16 protein-coding genes are annotated in these 16,863 nt (G+C 70.2%); 12 read left to right on the forward strand and 4 right to left on the reverse strand.

Annotated features, from left to right (window positions below; genetic code table 11):
• Positions 1–128: 128 nt before the first annotated feature.
• The 8 genes from KEC57_RS13600 to KEC57_RS13635 all read left to right on the forward strand — a co-directional run bounded on the left by KEC57_RS13600 (position 129) and on the right by KEC57_RS13635 (position 7,209).
• A complete protein-coding gene (locus KEC57_RS13600; RefSeq protein ID WP_229385178.1) occupies positions 129–995 on the forward strand; it encodes an AraC family transcriptional regulator in 867 nt (288 codons plus the stop codon).
• A 202-nt stretch (positions 996–1,197) separates the two neighbouring features.
• A complete protein-coding gene (locus tag KEC57_RS13605) occupies positions 1,198–1,968 on the forward strand; it encodes a cupin domain-containing protein (protein ID WP_229385179.1) in 771 nt (256 codons plus the stop codon).
• Positions 1,965–2,825 (forward strand): orotidine-5'-phosphate decarboxylase, encoded by an 861-nt coding sequence (gene pyrF / locus KEC57_RS13610; protein ID WP_229385180.1) that lies wholly within the window; start codon positions 1,965–1,967, stop codon positions 2,823–2,825. Before KEC57_RS13605 ends, pyrF begins: the two co-directional genes overlap by 4 nt.
• Positions 2,822–3,442, forward strand: a complete 621-nt coding sequence (gene tmk / locus KEC57_RS13615) for a dTMP kinase (protein ID WP_229385181.1) — start codon at positions 2,822–2,824, stop codon at positions 3,440–3,442. Before pyrF ends, tmk begins: the two co-directional genes overlap by 4 nt.
• Positions 3,439–4,128: an SDR family oxidoreductase gene (locus KEC57_RS13620; protein WP_229385182.1), complete on the forward strand. Its 690-nt coding sequence runs from the start codon at positions 3,439–3,441 to the stop codon at positions 4,126–4,128. Before tmk ends, KEC57_RS13620 begins: the two co-directional genes overlap by 4 nt.
• A 35-nt stretch (positions 4,129–4,163) precedes the next feature.
• Positions 4,164–4,784: a GTP cyclohydrolase II gene (locus tag KEC57_RS13625; RefSeq protein ID WP_229385266.1), complete on the forward strand. Its 621-nt coding sequence runs from the start codon at positions 4,164–4,166 to the stop codon at positions 4,782–4,784.
• The gene (locus tag KEC57_RS13630; protein WP_229385183.1) at positions 4,781–5,932 is read left to right on the forward strand and encodes a nucleotidyltransferase family protein; all 1,152 of its coding nucleotides are present in this window, start codon (positions 4,781–4,783) and stop codon (positions 5,930–5,932) included. Before KEC57_RS13625 ends, KEC57_RS13630 begins: the two co-directional genes overlap by 4 nt.
• Before the next feature lie 8 nt (positions 5,933–5,940).
• Positions 5,941–7,209, forward strand: a complete 1,269-nt coding sequence (locus tag KEC57_RS13635; protein ID WP_229385184.1) for an MFS transporter — start codon at positions 5,941–5,943, stop codon at positions 7,207–7,209.
• On the opposite strand, the gene KEC57_RS13640 is transcribed toward KEC57_RS13635, so the two are convergent.
• Positions 7,133–8,041 carry a siderophore-interacting protein gene (locus tag KEC57_RS13640; protein ID WP_229385185.1) on the reverse strand — a complete coding sequence of 303 codons (909 nt, stop codon included), beginning with the start codon at positions 8,039–8,041 and terminating at the stop codon, positions 7,133–7,135. The genes KEC57_RS13635 and KEC57_RS13640 overlap by 77 nt on opposite strands.
• Positions 8,042–8,296: 255 nt before the next feature.
• Between KEC57_RS13640 and KEC57_RS13645 the strand changes: the two genes are divergently transcribed.
• The 4 genes from KEC57_RS13645 to KEC57_RS19135 all read left to right on the forward strand — a co-directional run bounded on the left by KEC57_RS13645 (position 8,297) and on the right by KEC57_RS19135 (position 12,954).
• Positions 8,297–9,196 carry an amidohydrolase family protein gene (locus KEC57_RS13645; RefSeq protein ID WP_229385186.1) on the forward strand — a complete coding sequence of 300 codons (900 nt, stop codon included), beginning with the start codon at positions 8,297–8,299 and terminating at the stop codon, positions 9,194–9,196.
• A 4-nt stretch (positions 9,197–9,200) separates the two neighbouring features.
• Positions 9,201–10,901: a thiamine pyrophosphate-binding protein gene (locus KEC57_RS13650; RefSeq protein ID WP_229385187.1), complete on the forward strand. Its 1,701-nt coding sequence runs from the start codon at positions 9,201–9,203 to the stop codon at positions 10,899–10,901.
• A gap of 70 nt (positions 10,902–10,971) precedes the next feature.
• Entirely contained in the window at positions 10,972–12,009 is a 1,038-nt protein-coding gene (locus tag KEC57_RS13655) for an Ldh family oxidoreductase (RefSeq protein WP_229385188.1), read from the forward strand.
• 3 nt (positions 12,010–12,012) lie between these two features.
• On the forward strand, positions 12,013–12,954 hold the full coding sequence (locus tag KEC57_RS19135; protein WP_229385189.1) for an NADP-dependent oxidoreductase: 942 nt from the start codon (positions 12,013–12,015) through the stop codon (positions 12,952–12,954).
• 30 nt (positions 12,955–12,984) lie between these two features.
• Here the strand turns inward: KEC57_RS19135 and KEC57_RS13665 are convergent, their stop codons facing one another.
• The 3 genes from KEC57_RS13665 to KEC57_RS13675 form a co-directional block, all read right to left on the reverse strand.
• Positions 12,985–13,488 carry a hypothetical protein gene (locus KEC57_RS13665; protein WP_229385190.1) on the reverse strand — a complete coding sequence of 168 codons (504 nt, stop codon included), beginning with the start codon at positions 13,486–13,488 and terminating at the stop codon, positions 12,985–12,987.
• Between the two features lie 109 nt (positions 13,489–13,597).
• Positions 13,598–14,035 (reverse strand): cupin domain-containing protein, encoded by a 438-nt coding sequence (locus KEC57_RS13670; RefSeq protein WP_229385191.1) that lies wholly within the window; start codon positions 14,033–14,035, stop codon positions 13,598–13,600.
• Complete coding sequence (locus tag KEC57_RS13675; RefSeq protein ID WP_229385192.1) at positions 14,032–16,851, reverse strand: alpha-L-rhamnosidase; 2,820 nt, start codon at positions 16,849–16,851, stop codon at positions 14,032–14,034. Before KEC57_RS13675 ends, KEC57_RS13670 begins: the two co-directional genes overlap by 4 nt.
• Positions 16,852–16,863: the final 12 nt, after the last annotated feature.

Below are 16,863 nucleotides of genomic sequence, written 5' to 3' on the forward strand. Positions count from 1 at the left end.
TCGCGCTCGCGTCGGCGAGGATGGGCCGAGCGGCTCGGGAGCCGCAGCGCGCACCGCGATCGAATCGAACCGCGATCGTCGGGTGCGAGCGCGTGACGAACGTGAGGCTGGTTGTCGAAGGGAGAACCGTGATCGCGATTCTCAATCGGGTCGTCGAGTTCGTGGAGGACCATCTCACCGAGGACATCGACATCGCGGGCCTGGCGCGGAGCCTCGGCACCACGGAGTACCACGTGCGTCGGATGTTCTCGTCGCTCGCCGGCATGCCGCTGTCGGAATACATCCGGCGGCGGCGCATGACGCTGGCCGCTGCCGAGATGCTCGGCGACGGCGACATCCTCGGCATCGCCGTGCGCCACGGCTACGGCTCGACCGAGGCGTTCGCCCGTGCGTTCCGAGCGGTGCACGGCGTCAGCCCGGCCGACGTGCGCCGCGACGGCGGTCCCCTTCGAACGCAACCGCAGCTCAGGTTCCGCCTGACCGTAGAAGGGAACACGACCATGGACACCCGCATCACGAACCGCCCGGCATTCCGGCTCATCGGCCACGCCGCCCGTGTGCCGCTCATCCACGAGGGCGTCAATCCGCACATCCAGGCGCACATCACCGCGCTGCCGGCATCCGAGCATGCCCGGCTGAAGGAGATGAGCGACACCGAGCCGGCGGGTCTGCTTCAGGTGAGTGCCGACGTCGACGCCGACTACACCGAGGGCAGCGAGCTGACCTACCTCCACGGCGTAGCCGTTGCCGACGATACGCCCGTGCCCGCCGACCTCGACGTCATCGACGTTGCAGAAGGGGCCTGGGCGGTGTTTCGCACCGGCGGCGCCCACCCGGCGGCGCTGCAGTCGACCTGGGCGGCGACGGCGACCGACTGGTTTCCCTCCAACCCGTGGCGGCTCCGGCCCGGGCCGTCGATCGTGGCCGTGCTCGATCGCGCCCCCGACTTCAGCACCGCCACGTGCGAGCTGTGGCTGCCGGTGGAACGCGCGTAGCCGCGGCCTGGCGAAATTCGATATTGGCTCCGCGGCAATTTTTGGATACGGTCTATAAATCGCAATGTAAGCGCTTACAGGATCCCCCCGGTCTGATGCTCACGGTGATGTGACGCCCTCGCGCGGAACGTTGCCGGAGCATCGGTGAGCGCTTCATCGTTGCGCCGCAACGGTGCAGCGTAGACAGAGAAAGGCTCGCCTCTTGGTACAGCTCGATGTCCGCAACGACGAAGACTCCACTCGGATCGCGACACCGGTCGACTTCTCCGGCCTCGTGGAGCAGATGCGATCGGCGACGCGGGGTCCCGACGATTCCGTGTCGCTGGCGAGGGCCGGTCACATCCTGACCTCCGCCTTCGCCGACCCGAGCAGGAGCGCCGCGATCCTCTCGTCGTGGGCCGACGAGATCGAGCAGGGCGCCGAGCCGGACCGCGGCCGCTCGCAGATGCACAACAACGGGTTCTCCAAGATCTCGCTCGTCCGGCTCGACGGCGGCTGGAACCTCCGTCTGCACGTGTGGCCGGCAGGACAGGGTGACCAGCGCATCCACGATCACCGGTGGTCCTTCGCCTCCATCGCCGTCGATGGCGCCCTCGATGTCATGAACTACACGCGGGACGACGACGCCCTCGCTGCGGGGGCTCCCCGATACCGGCTGTTCGACGCCACCGGAACCGGTGAGAAGCGTCTGGAACGCGTCGAGGACGGAAGGATCCGCCCCACCAGCTCGTACCGGATCTCCAGCGGCGCGTTCCACATCCTGGACTACCGGGATCCGCACATCGTGTGGAACAACACCGGTGCCGACGCGGTCACGCTCATGCTCTCCGGGCCGGCGAAGCGGGAGTACTCGCACTCGTACGGCGAACGAACCGCAGCCGACGTCCTTCCCGCTCCCGACGTCATCGACGACGATCGGGCGATCGCTCACGTGCGCGCGATCGCCGCGCGCCTGCGGGGAGTCGCGCAGTGATCGGGCACACGCCGTTCGGCGAGCGGCTCCAGGCCGGGATCCGCGACCGGGGCAGGCTCTGCGTCGGAATCGATCCGACTCCGCAGGACCTCCACGCCTGGGGGTTGGAGGACACCGCCCAGGACGCGGTCCGATTCGCCGCCGCGATCATCGAGGCGTCGGCGGGACTGGTTCCGATCGTGAAGCCGCAATCGGCCTACTTCGAGCGCTGGGGTCCCCACGGCATCGTCGCGCTCGCGCACGTCTGCGCCCTCGCGCGGGAGGCCAGATCGATGGTTTTGCTCGACGCGAAGCGGGGCGACATCGGATCGACCAACCGCGCGTATGCGGAGGCCTACCTTCGTCGGGGTCAGGCGTTGTCCGTCGATGCGATGACCGTCTCCCCGTTCGCCGGCCTCGACACGCTGTCTCCGTTCGTGGACGTGGCGAAGGCGGAGGGGGCGGGGCTGTTCGTCCTGGCCCGCACCTCGAATCCCGGATCGCGCTCACTGCAGACTGCCCGCACCGACGACGGGCGCTCGGTCGCCGACGAGGTGCTCGCCTGGCTCGGCGCGCAGAACGGCGACGAGCAGATCGGCTCGTTCGGGTGCGTCGTCGGCGCGACGGTGGACGATCCCCCGGCAGCACTGGCCTCGTTCAACGGTTTCGTGCTCGCTCCGGGTATCGGGGCGCAGGGCGCGTCGCCCGCAGATCTCTCTCGACGGTTCCCCACCGGGTGGAACGTGCTTCCGACCGTGTCGCGCGCCATCGCCGCGGCGGGACCCCGCGTCGCGAGCATCGCGGCGGTGGTGAAGGAGGAACGGGACGCCTGCACCGAAGCGCTCGGCTTCGCATCGGCGACGGAGGGCGCGCGATGACCCGCGGGCGACTGATCGCGGTCTGCGGAATCGACGGCTCCGGAAAGACGACGCAGATCGACCGGCTCGTCGGTCATCTTCGTGATCGTGGTCACGAGGTCGTGGCCACGCGGCAGCCGACCGACCGCTACCGGCAGGACGCCACGGTTCGCGCGGCGCTGGATCTTCAGCTGGACTTCGCACGCATCGCGCCCGAGCTCGCCCTGTTCGCCGCGTTCGACCGCCTCCGCCACGTACGAGAGGTGATCGAGCCCGCGCTGCAATCCGGGCACTGGGTGGTCACCGATCGCTACGTGTACTCCACCTATGCCTACTTCGCCAGCAGGGGCATCGACGACGTCGAGTGGCTTCGCGCACTGAACAGGCACGCGCCCACCCCCGACCTGACGCTCGTGATCGATGTGCCGCCCGTGCTGGCCGCGGAACGCATCATCCGACGCGACGGCTCGTCGCGCAAGCGGGAAGAACTCGATCTGGAGCGTATGACATCGGTGCGCCAGGTGTTCCTGAGCCAACCCTGGGGCGCCTCGGCCGCGTATCACGTGCTGGACGGCTCCCAGCCCGCCGACGTGGTGTGGGCCGGGGTCGAGAGCCTGGTCGACGGAGGTCTGAATTGAGGTCGGCCCTCGTGGTCGGTGCGGACGGCGGCATCGGCCGCGAGGTCGTCTCTCAACTTCGCACCGAGGGCTTCGGCCCGGTCGCCACCGTCGACCAGAGAGGTGAGGTGGATCATCTGATCGACGTCTCCGATCTCCGCGACGGCTCCGCGTATCGCCGGTGGACGGACTCCCTCGAAGACGACGGCATACCGGACGTCATCGCCTGGACGGTCGGGATCTATCCGCGAACAGAGCCTGCGCGATACGACGCCCGCACGATCGGGGATGTCGTGGACACCAATCTCACGAGCTTCCTGGTGTTCGCCGCGGCGCTGGCACGGGTGCAGAGACGCGACTCGCGCACGCGCAGACTCGTGGTGGTGGGAAGTCAGGCCGGCAACACCGGCGGCACGGACGCGGTCTATGCCGCGTCGAAGGCAGGCCTCGGGGCGGCGGTGAAGTCGCTCGCGCGTGAGTTCGCCAGCCTTCGGCTCATCGCGAACGTGGTCAGCCCCGGTCCCACCGACACGTCCATGGCGGCGGTGATGGGCGACCGGCGCGCGCACTACGAGAGCACCATCCCGCTCGGGAGGTTCAACGACCCGCGCGAAGTCGCACAGGTGGTCGTCTGGCTGCTCGCGAACGCCCCGGCTGCGCTCCACGGAACAGCAGTCGATGTCGACGGCGGGCTGGTGCGCAGATGAGTGCCCGGATTCTCGAACGGTCCGGAACCGTGCCGATGCACAGTGCGCTCGGAGACTTCTCGGCAGAGGCGTTCGTCGTGGCGGACGGGCGGGAGATCGACACCCATCTCGTGGTGACGCACGGCGAACTCGTCGACCCCGTTCCCACGCGTATCAATTCCGCCTGCGTGACGAGCGAGGTGTTCGGCGACGACCGCTGCGATTGCGCCTGGCAGCTCGAAGAGGCCCTCCGCCGGATCATCGAGTTCGGTTCCGGCGTGATCATCTACCACCCCAATCAGGAAGGGCGGGGGATCGGTCTGTTCCGCAAGCTCCAGTCGTACCAGCTGATGAGCCGGGGGATGTCGACGAACGAGGCGTTCTCGGCGCTCGGTGAACCGGCCGACGCGAGATCGTATGGCGCGGCCGTCACGATTCTGAAGGCTCTGGGAATCGATCGGGTGCGCCTGTTGAGCAACAACCCCGTGAAGATGCAGGCGCTGGAGGACGGCGGCATCAGCGTGCAGGACGTCGACGGTGTCGTCGGCTCTCACAATCCGGCCTGGCATGAGTATCTGACGAGCAAGGCCCTGGATTTCGGACACCGGATCTCGATCCCGCGCGTGGGCGGCGCCTCGCCCTCCGGGAACCTCCGCGAACACGAGGAAGAAGCATGACCCGCCCGCTGAACCCCGCCGTGCGCGGCATCCTCATCGAACTCGCGCGATTCGAACCATCGCGTGACTCCGAGGTGCGCTCCGCTCTGCGCAGCCTCGACCCGGCCGAGTGGGGACGATTGTTCGAGCTGGCGGGGACGCACCGCGTGCTCGCCAACCTCAGCAGGATCGCTGCCGAGATGACGGATGCCCCCGCACCTTCGAAGCATCTGGCGCGGCGACTTCTCCTCATGCTGAAGAGACAGGCCGCGATGCGGCGGTGGGAGTCGCAGCAGACGATCGCGGCACTGCGCGCCGACGGCATCGATGCCGCGGTGCTCAAGGGCTATGTGCTCGGCATCGAGTGCTATCCCGAGTTCTATCTGCGCGAGACGGGCGACCTCGACCTACTGGTCGAGCCGGATCTCCTCGAGCGCGCAGCGGCGTCCCTTCAGCGGCAGGGGTTCCTCACGTCGCAGGTGGTGCCGGCCACGGGCGAGCTCGAGTCGCTCTCTCCGGCACGGATCGAGGGCTACCGGAACGAGCTGCAGCACCTCGGGGAGTTCACCCGGGTCACAGAGGCGGGTTCGGCGCTCACGATCGATCTGCACTTTCGCCTGTCGACGGTCTTCGATCACCGCGCGCCCGACACGCAGGTGTTCCTCTCGCATACCGCGGACGATGTCGGCGGCGACTACCGGAGATTCGCGCCGGAGCTCTTCGTCGCCCATCTCGCGTACCACGCCTGGTGGGACACGCAGACGCTCACCAATGTGCGCAGCGGACTCGACCTGCGGCTCTTCCAGTACTCCGACATCCTCCTCGCCTTCCGCGCGTGGGACCTCACCTGCGGCGCGGTTGTGGAGTGGGCCCACCGGGCGAACGTGCTCGACACGGCGACCTGGGCGCTGTGGATGACCAGCGAGCTGTTCGGCGGCCTCGCCGGCGATGACGTGCTCGACCGAAAGCTCGCCGCCGAGGTCGACCGTGCCTTCACGGACCGCTGGCTGCAGCGGGGCACCGACTCTCCGATCGGGCAGTGGGACCGACTCGGCCCCAGCCGGATCTTCGACGTGGATCGCGGCGCGCAGGCGACGGCAATGGTCATCGACTGGCTCGACCGGCACACCAAGCGCGGGGATGTCCTCACCTGGATCGAGCGCGACTAGCGGTGCGAGTGCCCTTCCCCCTCTTCTGGAGCGTCGCGCTCGTCTCCAACATCGCCACCGGAGCACAGGGCGTCGCCGTGGGCTGGATCCTCGGTGACCCGGTGCTGCCGGCCACGGTCCTGATCGTGTATCAAGTAGCCATCGTCGTCGCGACCATCCTCGGCGTCCGAGTGGGGGCGGTGATCGTGCGTCGCCTCGGCAACAAGCGCACGCTCGTCGTGTCGGCGCTCCTCGAAGCCGCATCGGCTGTGGGCGTCCTCTTCGCGGTTCTCCGGATCGAGCAGACGCCCACGTCCGCCCAGGCGTACCTCCTTGCGGCGGTTGCGAGCGGGGCGGCATTCGGCGGCGGAATCGGCGGTCCCGCGTGGATGGCTCTCGTCGCCGGCTGGCCGGGGACGCGCGGGGGAACGAGCCAGCTGCTGCGCGATGGGATCCAGTTCCAGCTGGGCCGCTTCATCGGGCCCCTGGTGGGGAGCGCCGCGCTGCACGGAGTGCCCGGGGCACCAGCCTGGCTGGCGGCGGCGAACGCGCTCTCGTTCGTCGTGGTCGGAGGCATGTTCGCCGTCATCCGGCCCACCGACCGCGACCGTGCGGAACGCGCCGCGCCGCGGGGCGCACTGGCGGCGCTGAGGACCGCCGTCCGATCCCCGTGGCTGTGGGCGGTCGCGCTGATCGCGGCGGCCTCCGATGCCGCACGCCTGTTCCTCCCGCGGCTCATCCAGTCTTCGGGCGAAGGCGAACTGATCTACGGTGCGACGCTCGCGGCGCTGGCGGCTGCCGCGGCGGTCGCTGCCGGACTCGCCTCGCGCCTGGAGTCGGCGCCCACGCGGATCGCGCGAGGCGGGGCGGCTCTGGTCACCGCCGGCCTGGTCGTGTGGGCGCTCGCACCGATGCTCGGCGGGTTCGCCTGGATCGCGGGCGCGGTTCTGCTCGGCGCGGGGGCGGCCACCAGTACGCCCGCCATCACCGCCGCGATGATGGCCGCGGCGGGTCCGCGCAAGGATGCGGCGGCCGCGGCATCCGTGATGGTGACTCGCACCGCGGCCGGGGGACTGGGAGCGCTCGCCCTCGGGCTCTTCGTGCCGCTGATCGGTTCGCTGGCGCTGCTCGTCGGGGCAGTGGGGGCGGGCATCGCGACATCGCTGGCCGGTGGCGGGAGCCTCGGTGCGCGTGAACGCAGCCGGGCCGGTCGCGTCGGAGTCAGTGATCCGGGTCGGAGGGATCCACCGGCGAATGATGGTCGAACGCGGCCTGGCCGCGCTTCCAGTACCCGCTGAGCGCGACCTGCTCGGCCGACAGCGCGAGCGTGCGTCGCAGGTGCCGGCGAAGCGGAACGAGGGCGGATGCCTCGCCCGCGGCGAAGAGGAAGGTCGATGCATCCGGCCCGATGCGATCGACGAGCGCCACGAGCGCGTCGGCACCCGCATCGACATCGAGGTGGTGCACGCGCACGTCGCTCCGGCCCGACGCGGAGGCGATGTACTCCGGCACCCATGACCCGTCGTCGCAGGTGAGGGCGACGAGGTCGACCGACGTCGTCGCGGGGACCTCGGCCGCCCACCGCGTGGCGGAGGGGAGCGCGGTCTCGTCGCACACCAGCAGCAGCCGTGCCGCACCTTGCGGCGCAGCCTTGGATCCGCGCGGACCCACGACGACGAGCTCATCGCCCATGCGTGCCGAAGCGGCCCAGAGCGCCGCCGGGCCGGGGGAGTCGTGCAGGAAGAAGTCGAGGTCGATCGCGATGTCGCCGCCCCGCCGCACGACGCGAAGCGGCGTGAAGTCACGGGCGTGAGTCGGTGCGTCGGGACGCACGATGCCGTCCTCGCCCGGGCCGGCGGCGGTCGGTGCGACCAGTTCGCCCGAGACCGGGTCGGGGAAGTAGACCCGCACGTGATCGCCGGGTCCGCCACTGGTGAAGTCTCCGAAGTCGGGGCCGGTCAGACGCACCCGCAGCAGCACCGGAGCCACCTGCTCCACGGCGATGGCGCGGGCCCGCCGCGCCGTGAATCGATTTCGCCCGCCGGCGCGGAAGAACGGCGAAGACGGGTCGACGGCGGGGCGCGCCGGGCGCTGACCGTCATCGCGACGCACGGTCGAGGCATCCGTCATCTCGTCCTCCTCGGTGGCCGAAAGGCAGAGTGCGGCCTCACCCAGCAAATCACGCGCCGGGGCGCACGGATGCCGGCAAGCGTGCACGATCCGGAAAGCTAAACGTGCGTTCCCGCCCCTGGATAGCGCTCCTCGGCCGGGTTAGGTTCGCTTGCACTGGAGCTCACCGGCCCCAGCCGGTGACCCGTTCCGCGCCGCCACGGCAGGACGGGCACAGAGCCTTCGAACGCAAGCCCTCGAACGTAAGGAAAGCCGATGTTCATCGTCGACTCGCAGATCCACCTCTGGAAAGAAGAGACCCCGGACCGGCCCTGGGTTCCGGGCGCCCGCGCCCGCATCCGCCTCAACGGCCACCGTGAAGAGGCGTTCCTCGCCGAAGAGGCCGTCTCGCTCATGGACGAGGCCGGCATCAACCGCGCCCTCATCCTTCCCCCGTCGTGGGAGGGCGACCGCATCGACTACGCGCTGGAGTCGGCCGAGAAGTACGACGGCCGCTTCGGCATCATGGCCCGCGTGCCGCAGAACGATCCCGAGGAGGGCGAGCGTCTGCTGCACTTCATCAAGGACAGCGAGCACATCAAGGGCGTCCGCCTGACCTTCCACCGTCCTCAGGACCGCAACTGGATGATCGACGGCACCAACGACTGGTACTGGCCGCTCGCCGAGAAGCTGGGCATCCCGACCATGGTGCACGCGCCGATCTGGAAGGCCGAGCTCGGCAAGATCGCCGAGAAGCACCCCGACCTGAAGATCATCATCGACCACATGGGCATCATGGCCCGCTGCGTCGACGACGCCATCGGGTACTGGGTCGAGGAGACCGCAGACCTGCACGTGCACCCGAACATCTCGGTCAAGGTGTCGGCGCTTCCCGGCTATTCGACGCAGCCCTTCCCGAACTACAACATCGAGAAGTACGTGCACGAGGTCGTCGACAAGATGGGTCCGGAGCGTGCGCACTTCGGCACCGACATCACCCGTCTGCTCGGCCACGGCCTGACCTGGACCGACACCGTCGAGCAGTTCACCAAGTACTACACGTTCTCGGCCGAGGAGCTCGACTGGATCATGGGCCGCGGCATCTGCAAGGTGCTTGACTGGGACATCCCCGAGACCGCCGGTGTCGGCGCGACCTCGGCGAAGGCGGAGAACTGACCTCATGACACAGACGTACGACGGCGGCGAGCTGCTCATCGACGCACTCACCGACCTCGGCGTCGACGTCGTCTTCAGCTCGCCGGGGTCCGAATGGGCCCCGGCGTGGGAGGCGTTCGCTCGTCGCCAAGAGGCCGGCGAGTCGGCGCCCCGCTATCTGGATCTCACCCACGAGACGGTGGCAGTCGGCATGGCCACCGGCTACGGCCTCGTGACCCGTCGCGTGCAGGCCGTGCTGCTGCACGCGGCACCCGGACTCCTGCAGGGATCGATGGCCGTCCACGGCGCGCTCCTGGCCGGGGTCGGGATGGTCGTCGCCTCGTCGGAGTCGACCACCTACGGCGATGGTCCGGGGCAGGACCCGGGCGGCCAGTGGTACCGCAACCTCTCGATCGTCGGCGGCACGCATCACGTCGCCCAGCCGTTCACGAAATGGTCCAACCAGGCGGCATCCGTGTCGACGCTGTACGAGCTCGTCAAGCGGTCGGGAGAGCTGGCCGATCGTCAGCCGACCGGGCCCGTCTACCTCAACGTGCCGCTCGAGGTGCTCCTGGAGCCCGCCGAGAAGCCTGTCCGCAAGGATGTGGTGCTCCGCGGACGCCGCATGAGCGTTCCCGACGACATCGCGGCGGTCGCAGCGCTGCTCGCGGCCGCCGAGCGGCCGATCATCATCGTCGAGACCGCGGGCCGCGAGCCCGGTGGCTTCGAAGCGCTGCGTGCTCTCGCCGAAGACCTCGGGATCGGCGTGATCGAGCCACAGTCGGCGGTGTGCGCGAACCTGCCCAAGACGAGCTCCATCCACCTGGGCTCGGAGTTGGATCCGCACGTCGACGAGGCCGACCTCATCCTGCTCATCAACTGCCGGGCGCCGTACTACCCGCCCAGCCGCAAGCCGGCCAAGGCCAAGACGGTCGTCATCGACGAGATCCCGCAGCGCCCGCACGTCGTGTATCAGGTGCTCAACGCCGACCACTACCTCGAGGGGGCGCTGCCCGAGACGCTCGAGCAGCTGCGCCAGGCGACGCTGGAGCGCGCCGACGACTCGGCGATCGCCGCACGCCGCGGCATCGCCGTCGCGGCGCACGACGCGTGGCAGGCGCAGACGGATGCCGCAGAGCAGCGCGCCGCGTCGGCCACCGGTGCGATCGACCCGGTCGCGCTCGGCGTGGCCCTTCGCGACATCGCCCGCGCCGAGCAGGCCGTCATCGTGGACGAGACGATCACGCACGCCAGAGTGGTGCAGCGTCACGTCGGCTGGGACCGGCCCGACTCGTACTTCTACGTGCAGGGCGGGCTCGGCCAGGGCATCGCGGTGGCGCTCGGCGTCAAGCTCGCCGTCCAGGACGGGTTCGTCATCCTCACCATCGGCGACGGCGCGTTCCTCTACAACCCGATCGTGCAGTCGCTGCTCGCGTCCAGGGATATCGGGCTTCCGCTGCTCATCGTCATCTTCAACAACAAGAAGTACCTGTCGATGAAGATGAACCACCTGCGGTTCTACCCCGAGGGATCCGCCGTGCAGACGCAGAACCACCTCGGTGTCGACCTGTCGACGCAGCCCGAGCTGTCGGCCTTCGCTGCACCGTTCGATATGTTTCATGCCGCCGTCGACGACCCCGCCGCGCTCGCCTCGGTGCTCGCCGACGCGACCGCCGCCGTCAAGGGCGGAACGACCGCCGTCGTCAACGTCGCGGTCTCGCGCTGAGCCCGGAGCGGGCCGGCAGTCAGCGGCCGGCCCGCTTCGTCCCTTCGTTCACCGATCCGAAAGCAGTCCCATGCCCGTCACCGTTTCGCCCGCCGCCCTCGAGGGCTTCATCCGCGACATCTTCCAGGCTGCGGGTGTCAGCCCCGCCGACGCCGCGGCCGCCGCCCCGTCGTTCGTGTGGGCGAGCCTGCGCGGCGTCGACTCGCACGGCATCTCGCGCGTGCCGCGCTACGTCGAGATGTTCGGCTCGGGCGTCGCGAACCCGACCCCCGACATCACGGTCGCCGACACCGCACCCGGTGTCGCCGTGGTCGATGCCGATTTCGCTCCCGGGCCCGTCGCGCTCACCCGCGCGGCCGACATCGGGATCGAGAAGGCCAAGGCCCAGGGCGTGGCGATCGTATCGGTGCGCAACACCGTGCACACCGGCGCCATCGGCTACTACGTGTCGCGCATCGCCGACGCCGGGCTGGTCGGCATCGGCATCGCTGCAGGGTCTCCGATGATGTCGTACGAGGGTGCCGTCGGCGCCTCGGTGGCGACGAGCCCGCTCGCCGTCGCCGTCCCCGGCACCGGTGCCCACGCACCCGTCCTGCTCGACATGGCGAGCTCGCTCATCGCGCTGGGCAAGATCGCGCAGTACAAGCGCGAGGGCAAGCCCCTGCCCGAAGGTGCCGCGACGACAGCCGACGGCACGCCCACCACCGATCCCGAGCTCGCGAAGATCCCGACGCCGCTGGGCGGTCCGAAGGGCTCGGGCCTCTCGCTCGTCTTCGAACTGCTGACCTCGGTGCTGGTCGCAGCGCCCATTCTGACGAGCTACCACGCGGGCCAGAAGAAGCACCGCCAGAACGCGACGCTCATCGTGATCGACCCGTCGGCGTTCGGTTCCGCCGAAGAGTTCGCGGCGAACGTCGATGCCACGATCGATACGATCCACGGCCTTCCCAAGGCCGAGGGCGTCGACCGGATCCTCGTCCCGGGCGAGCGCAGCGCCGAGACGCTCGCGGCGCGCTCGGATGCCGGCATCCCCGTCGGCGACAAGCTGTGGGCCGAGCTCGTCGAGGCCGCCGGCACCCTCGGCGTCGCGGTTCCCGAAGCGGCCTGACTCGTGGCCCGGCGCTGGGTGCTTCCCGAGTACGGCGGGATCGATGCGCTCGTGCTCATCGACGTCGCGGTGCCTCAGCCCGCCCGGGGCGAGGTCACGATCACGGTCACGGCGGCGGGTGTGAACCCGTCCGATGCCAAGGCCCTCACCGGGGGCTGGAATGCCGACCCGGCGCTGCTGCCGCTCGCGATCGGCCAGGAGGTCGCCGGTGTCGTCACCGCGATCGGCCCGGACACGACGATCGCGTCGGGAGCCGTGGCAGTGGGCGACCGAGTCGTGGCCTTCAAGGTCGCGGGCGGCTTCGCGACCGAGCTCACGGTGCCCGCGGGCGACGTCTTCGCGCTGCCGGACTCGATCGACGACACGGCGGCGGCGGGCATCCTGCACGTGGGTGTCGTCGCCAGCGAACTCCTCCATCTCTCGGGCGCAGCGGATGGCGAGACGCTCCTCGTGCACGGCGGCTCGGGCTCAGTGGGATCCCTCGTCGTCCAACTCGCCCGGCGCGCCGGGATCCGGGTGATCGCCACCGGTTCCCCCGCGAATCAGGCCAAGCTCCGGGCGCTCGGCGCAGAGCCGACGACGTACGGCGACGGTCTCGCCGATCGGGCCCTCACCCTCGCCCCCGGCGGGTTCGACGGCGCGATCGATGCGGCCGGCACCGACGAGGCGCTCGCGGTGTCGCTCGAGCTCGTCGCCGATCCGACACGCGTCGCGACACTCGCGCCGGGCCCGAAGGCGCGCGATGCCGGAGTGAGGATCTCTGCCGGCGCTGCGCCCGCGAGCATCGCATTCCGGATGCCGCAGCGTCCGGTCGTTCTCGCGCTCGCCGCATCGGGCGAGCTCACCCTGCCGATCGCGAAGACCTTCCCGCTCACCCAGGCGCCCGACGCGCTGCGCCTGGTCGCCACCGGCCATCCGGGCGGCAAGGTCGTGCTCCTGTCCTAGCGGTCCTCCCCGCGCGCCGAGCCGCCCGTGTCACTGAGCAGGCAGGCATCCGCCGTCGCGAATGAATCCGCCGAGCTCGACGCTCACCGCGGTCTGGTCCACCTGTCCGAACACGCACCCGCCCGCGACCGCGGCGCCGAATGCGTAGGCGCGCGCATCGCCGTGCAGCTGCACGGAGCCCTCCACACCGGCATCGGTGATCGCCGAAGTCACCGACTCCTCCGTCAGTGCGGAACGGTCGAGGCCTTGGAGAGCCGTCGCGACGGCGGCCGCGAGATCCGCGTTCGCGGCCTGGTCGGCGGCATCCATCTCGAACCGTTCGCGATAGACGTCGTTCTGCGCCATCGCCGCATCGGGGTCGTAGGGTGCGCATTCCGGTGGCAATTCGACGCCGGGCTGTTCGGGGCACGCGTACTGCGGGGTCGCAGACGCCGAGCCGGCGACGGAGCCGGGGGCGCCCTGCGGTGCGATGGCGCAGCCGGCGAGCAGGAGCACGGCGCCGGTGAGGGCGGCCACGGGGGTGCGACGTCGCATGCGTCTCCTCGAAGAAGGCGGATGGGCCCGGGCAGCTCCCGGAGCGCTCCTCAGAACCTAACCGAGCCGCCCCTCCCGCCGATGTCCCCTCTTCGGTCGACAGCGGTGCTCAGCGCCCGCCCATCGCGTCTTCGGTGGTCAGATGCTCGACGGTCTTGCCGGTGTCGCCGAAGGTTCGCGTCACGAACGCCTGCGGGTAGATCCAGAGGATGCGCATCGGCACGTCGCCGGTGTTCTGATAGCGGTGGAAGACGCCTGCCTTGACGTAGGCGGTGTCGTCCTTGGTGAGATCGCGACGCAGGATGCCGTCCGCCGCGTCCTTGCCCCCTTCGTGGACCTCGACGAACCCGTCTCCTTCGAGGATCAGCACCTGCTCGTCGCAGTTGTGGGAGTGCAGCGGTGCGCCCGCGCCGACCGGGTAGACGCTGATGCCGGTGGCCAGGTCGTTCTCGCCGCCGCTCGTCTCGGTCGTGATCAAGGGCCACGTCTTCACGGCGCCGCCCCGGTCGAGGACCTCGATCTCACGGAAGATCCGGATCGTCGTCATGCTGTTCCTTTCGAGTGGGGGCCGCTCGCCAGTGCGTCCGACACGGCGTCGAGCGTCGCCCGATCGGCGAAGACGAGGGCGTCACGGATGCTGCGACCCGGGGTGTACAGGGCGTTCGCGGTGACGGCACCCGCGAGGAAGCGGTTGGGTCGCGCGGCGAGAGCGGCGAAGAACGCTCGGTGGGCCTCCGCGTCGTCGGCGAGCTCGGCCATCGACGAGTCGAGCGTGACGGGCCGGCACGGGGGAGCGGCATCCGGCTGGTCGATCGTCCAGCTGTGCGATCCGGAGCCGACCTCGAACCGCCGGCCGTCGGGCAGCTCGATGAGACCCGTCGTGTTCGGGGGGATGACGGCGTGGACGCGTACGGTGCCGTCGACGCGCTCCCACCCCGACTCGGCCGGTCCGTACGGGGTCTCATGGCGGGCCGACGCGCGACCCAACCGGGCGAGCGGGTGCGGCGCGATGCGGACGAGCCGGTAGCCGGGCGCAGCGGCGGAGAGTCCCGCGACATCGGCGTGCAGCCAGGCGGCGACCGATCCGAGCGCGACGTGGTTGAACGACACCATCGCGCCGGGGTTCAACGACCCGTCGGGCGTGAGACCGTCCCAGCGCTCCCACACCGTGGTCGCGCCGACCGTCACCGGGTACAGCCACGAGGGCGCCTCGGTCTGGAAGAGCAGGCGCTCGGCGGCGTCCACGTGACCGGTCGCCGTGAGAGCCTGCGCGACGACCGCGGTCCCGACGAGACCGGTCGCGATGCGGTAGCCGTCGCGTCGGACGACGAACGCGAGCCGGTCGCCGAGCCGTCGGCGCAGCTGCGGATCCTCGACGAGGTCGAAGGCGATGGTCAGTGCGTAGGCGGTCTGGGTGTCGCACATCATGCGTCCCGACGCGGTGACGAATGCAGCGACGAAGGCACGGCGCGATGCCTCTGCGGCCGCCTCGAACCGGTCGGCGTCGGCGTGGTGACCGAGCCCGCGGGCGATGTCGGAGGTCAGCCGGAGCGTCCGCACGAGATACGCGGTCGCCACGATGTCGGTGTCGGTGCGCCCGCGCGACGGAGCGTTGGGCGGCGCGTTCGGGTCGAGCCAGTCGGCGAGCTGACGTCCGCTCGTCCAGAGGCCCTCGTCATCGACGTGCGACAGCACGAGGTCGGACCACGCGCGCATGCCGGGATAGAACTCGGCGAGCACGCTCGCATCCCCCGAGCTGTCGGCCAGCACCCGCGGCACGATCGCGATCGCGTCGCCCCACGCCGCGACCGGGCCGCGGTCGCTGAAACCGGGCACCACGTCGGGCGCGAACAGCGGTACGAGGCCGTTGAGGCGGCGCTGCTCGAGCGCCAGGTCGCGCAGCCACGACCGGAGGAACGCGTGGCAGTCGTACAGGAACTCCGCGGTCGGTGCGAACAGCTGGGTATCGCCCGTCCACCCGAGCCGTTCATCGCGCTGCGGACAGTCCTGCGGCACGGCCAGATAGTTGCCGCGCAGCGTCCAGACGACGTTCTCGTGGAACCGCTCCAGCAGCGGATCGGATGCCTCGAACCAGCCGGTCCGGCGCAGATCGCTGCCGAGCACGACCGCTTCGACGGCATCCGGCTCGAATTCGCCGGGCCACCCCTCGATGTCGGCGTAGCGGAAGCCGTGGAACGTGAAGGAGGGCTCGAAGACCTCGGACTCGCCGCCGGCGAGCGTGAACGAGTCGGTCGCCGAGGCGCGCCGCAGCGGCCGCAGGGCGAGCTCGGCGCCGTCGTCGAACGACCCTTCCAGCACCTCGGCGTGGCGAATCGTGATGACCGTGCCGGCGGGGCCCTGCACGCGCAGCCGCAGGCGGCCGACGATGTTCTGGCCGAAGTCCAGCAGGATGCGCCCCGAGCCGGTGCGTGACACGGCGAGCACCGGCATCCGCTCGATCTCGCGCACCGGAGGTGCCATGCGGGCTTCGAGGGCGGGCAGTGGTTCGTGGATGACGGATGCCGCGGCCCACGTCGAATCGTCGAAGCCCGGCCTGTCCCACCGTGGGACGGCGCGGCGGGCATCGACGTGCTCACCGGCGTAGATTCCGCTGTCGACGATCGGACCGGTGCCGCTCGCGCGCCATCCCTCACCCGTCGCGACGGTGCGGACGCTGCCGTCCTCGAACTCGAGACGCAGCTGCGCCAGTGCGCGGGGCTGATCGCCGTAGAAGCGGCGCGGCTCGGTGAGCACGTGGTATTCCTCGGTGTACCAGGCGCCTGCGAGCGAGATCCCGAGAGCGTTCTCGCCCTCGCGGACCAGCGAGGTGACGTCGGAGGTCTCGTAGACGAGACGCTCGCGGTAGCTGGTCCATCCCGGTGTGAGCACGAGGTCGTCGACCGGCTCGCCGTTGAGCGTCGCGTCCGCCGCTCCGAGCGCGCTCCAGTGCAGCGTCGCGCTGCGCAGCGGCGCATCGACGCGGAACACCGTGCGCAGCAGCACCGGCTGAGCCGGCCTCTCGGGATCGGCGAGGGCGATGGGCTTCGCGACCCACTCGGCGGCGAAGGCCGCCCACACCGCGAGAGGCTCGCTCCACTCGGTCTCGTCGCCGTCGGTCGACCCGGCGCGCACCCTCACCTCGGTGCGCTCGCCCGCCGCCATCGCCGCGAACGGCCATGCCACCAGCACGCTGTCGTCGCCTTCTCGACGCACGAGTTCGTCGCCGCGGCGGAGTTCGGACCACGCCTGGCGCCAGCCCGGGCGGTCGGATTCGACGGTCCACGAGAGGCGGGGCGTCGGGGTCGCGACGGCGGGGGAGTCGGTGCGCAGCTCGGCAGCGAGCCGCGTGATCAGTGCGGGCACGTTCCCACGTTA

The sequence above is a fragment of the Microbacterium allomyrinae genome, assembly GCF_020682705.1.
GTDB lineage: Bacteria > Actinomycetota > Actinomycetes > Actinomycetales > Microbacteriaceae > Microbacterium > Microbacterium allomyrinae.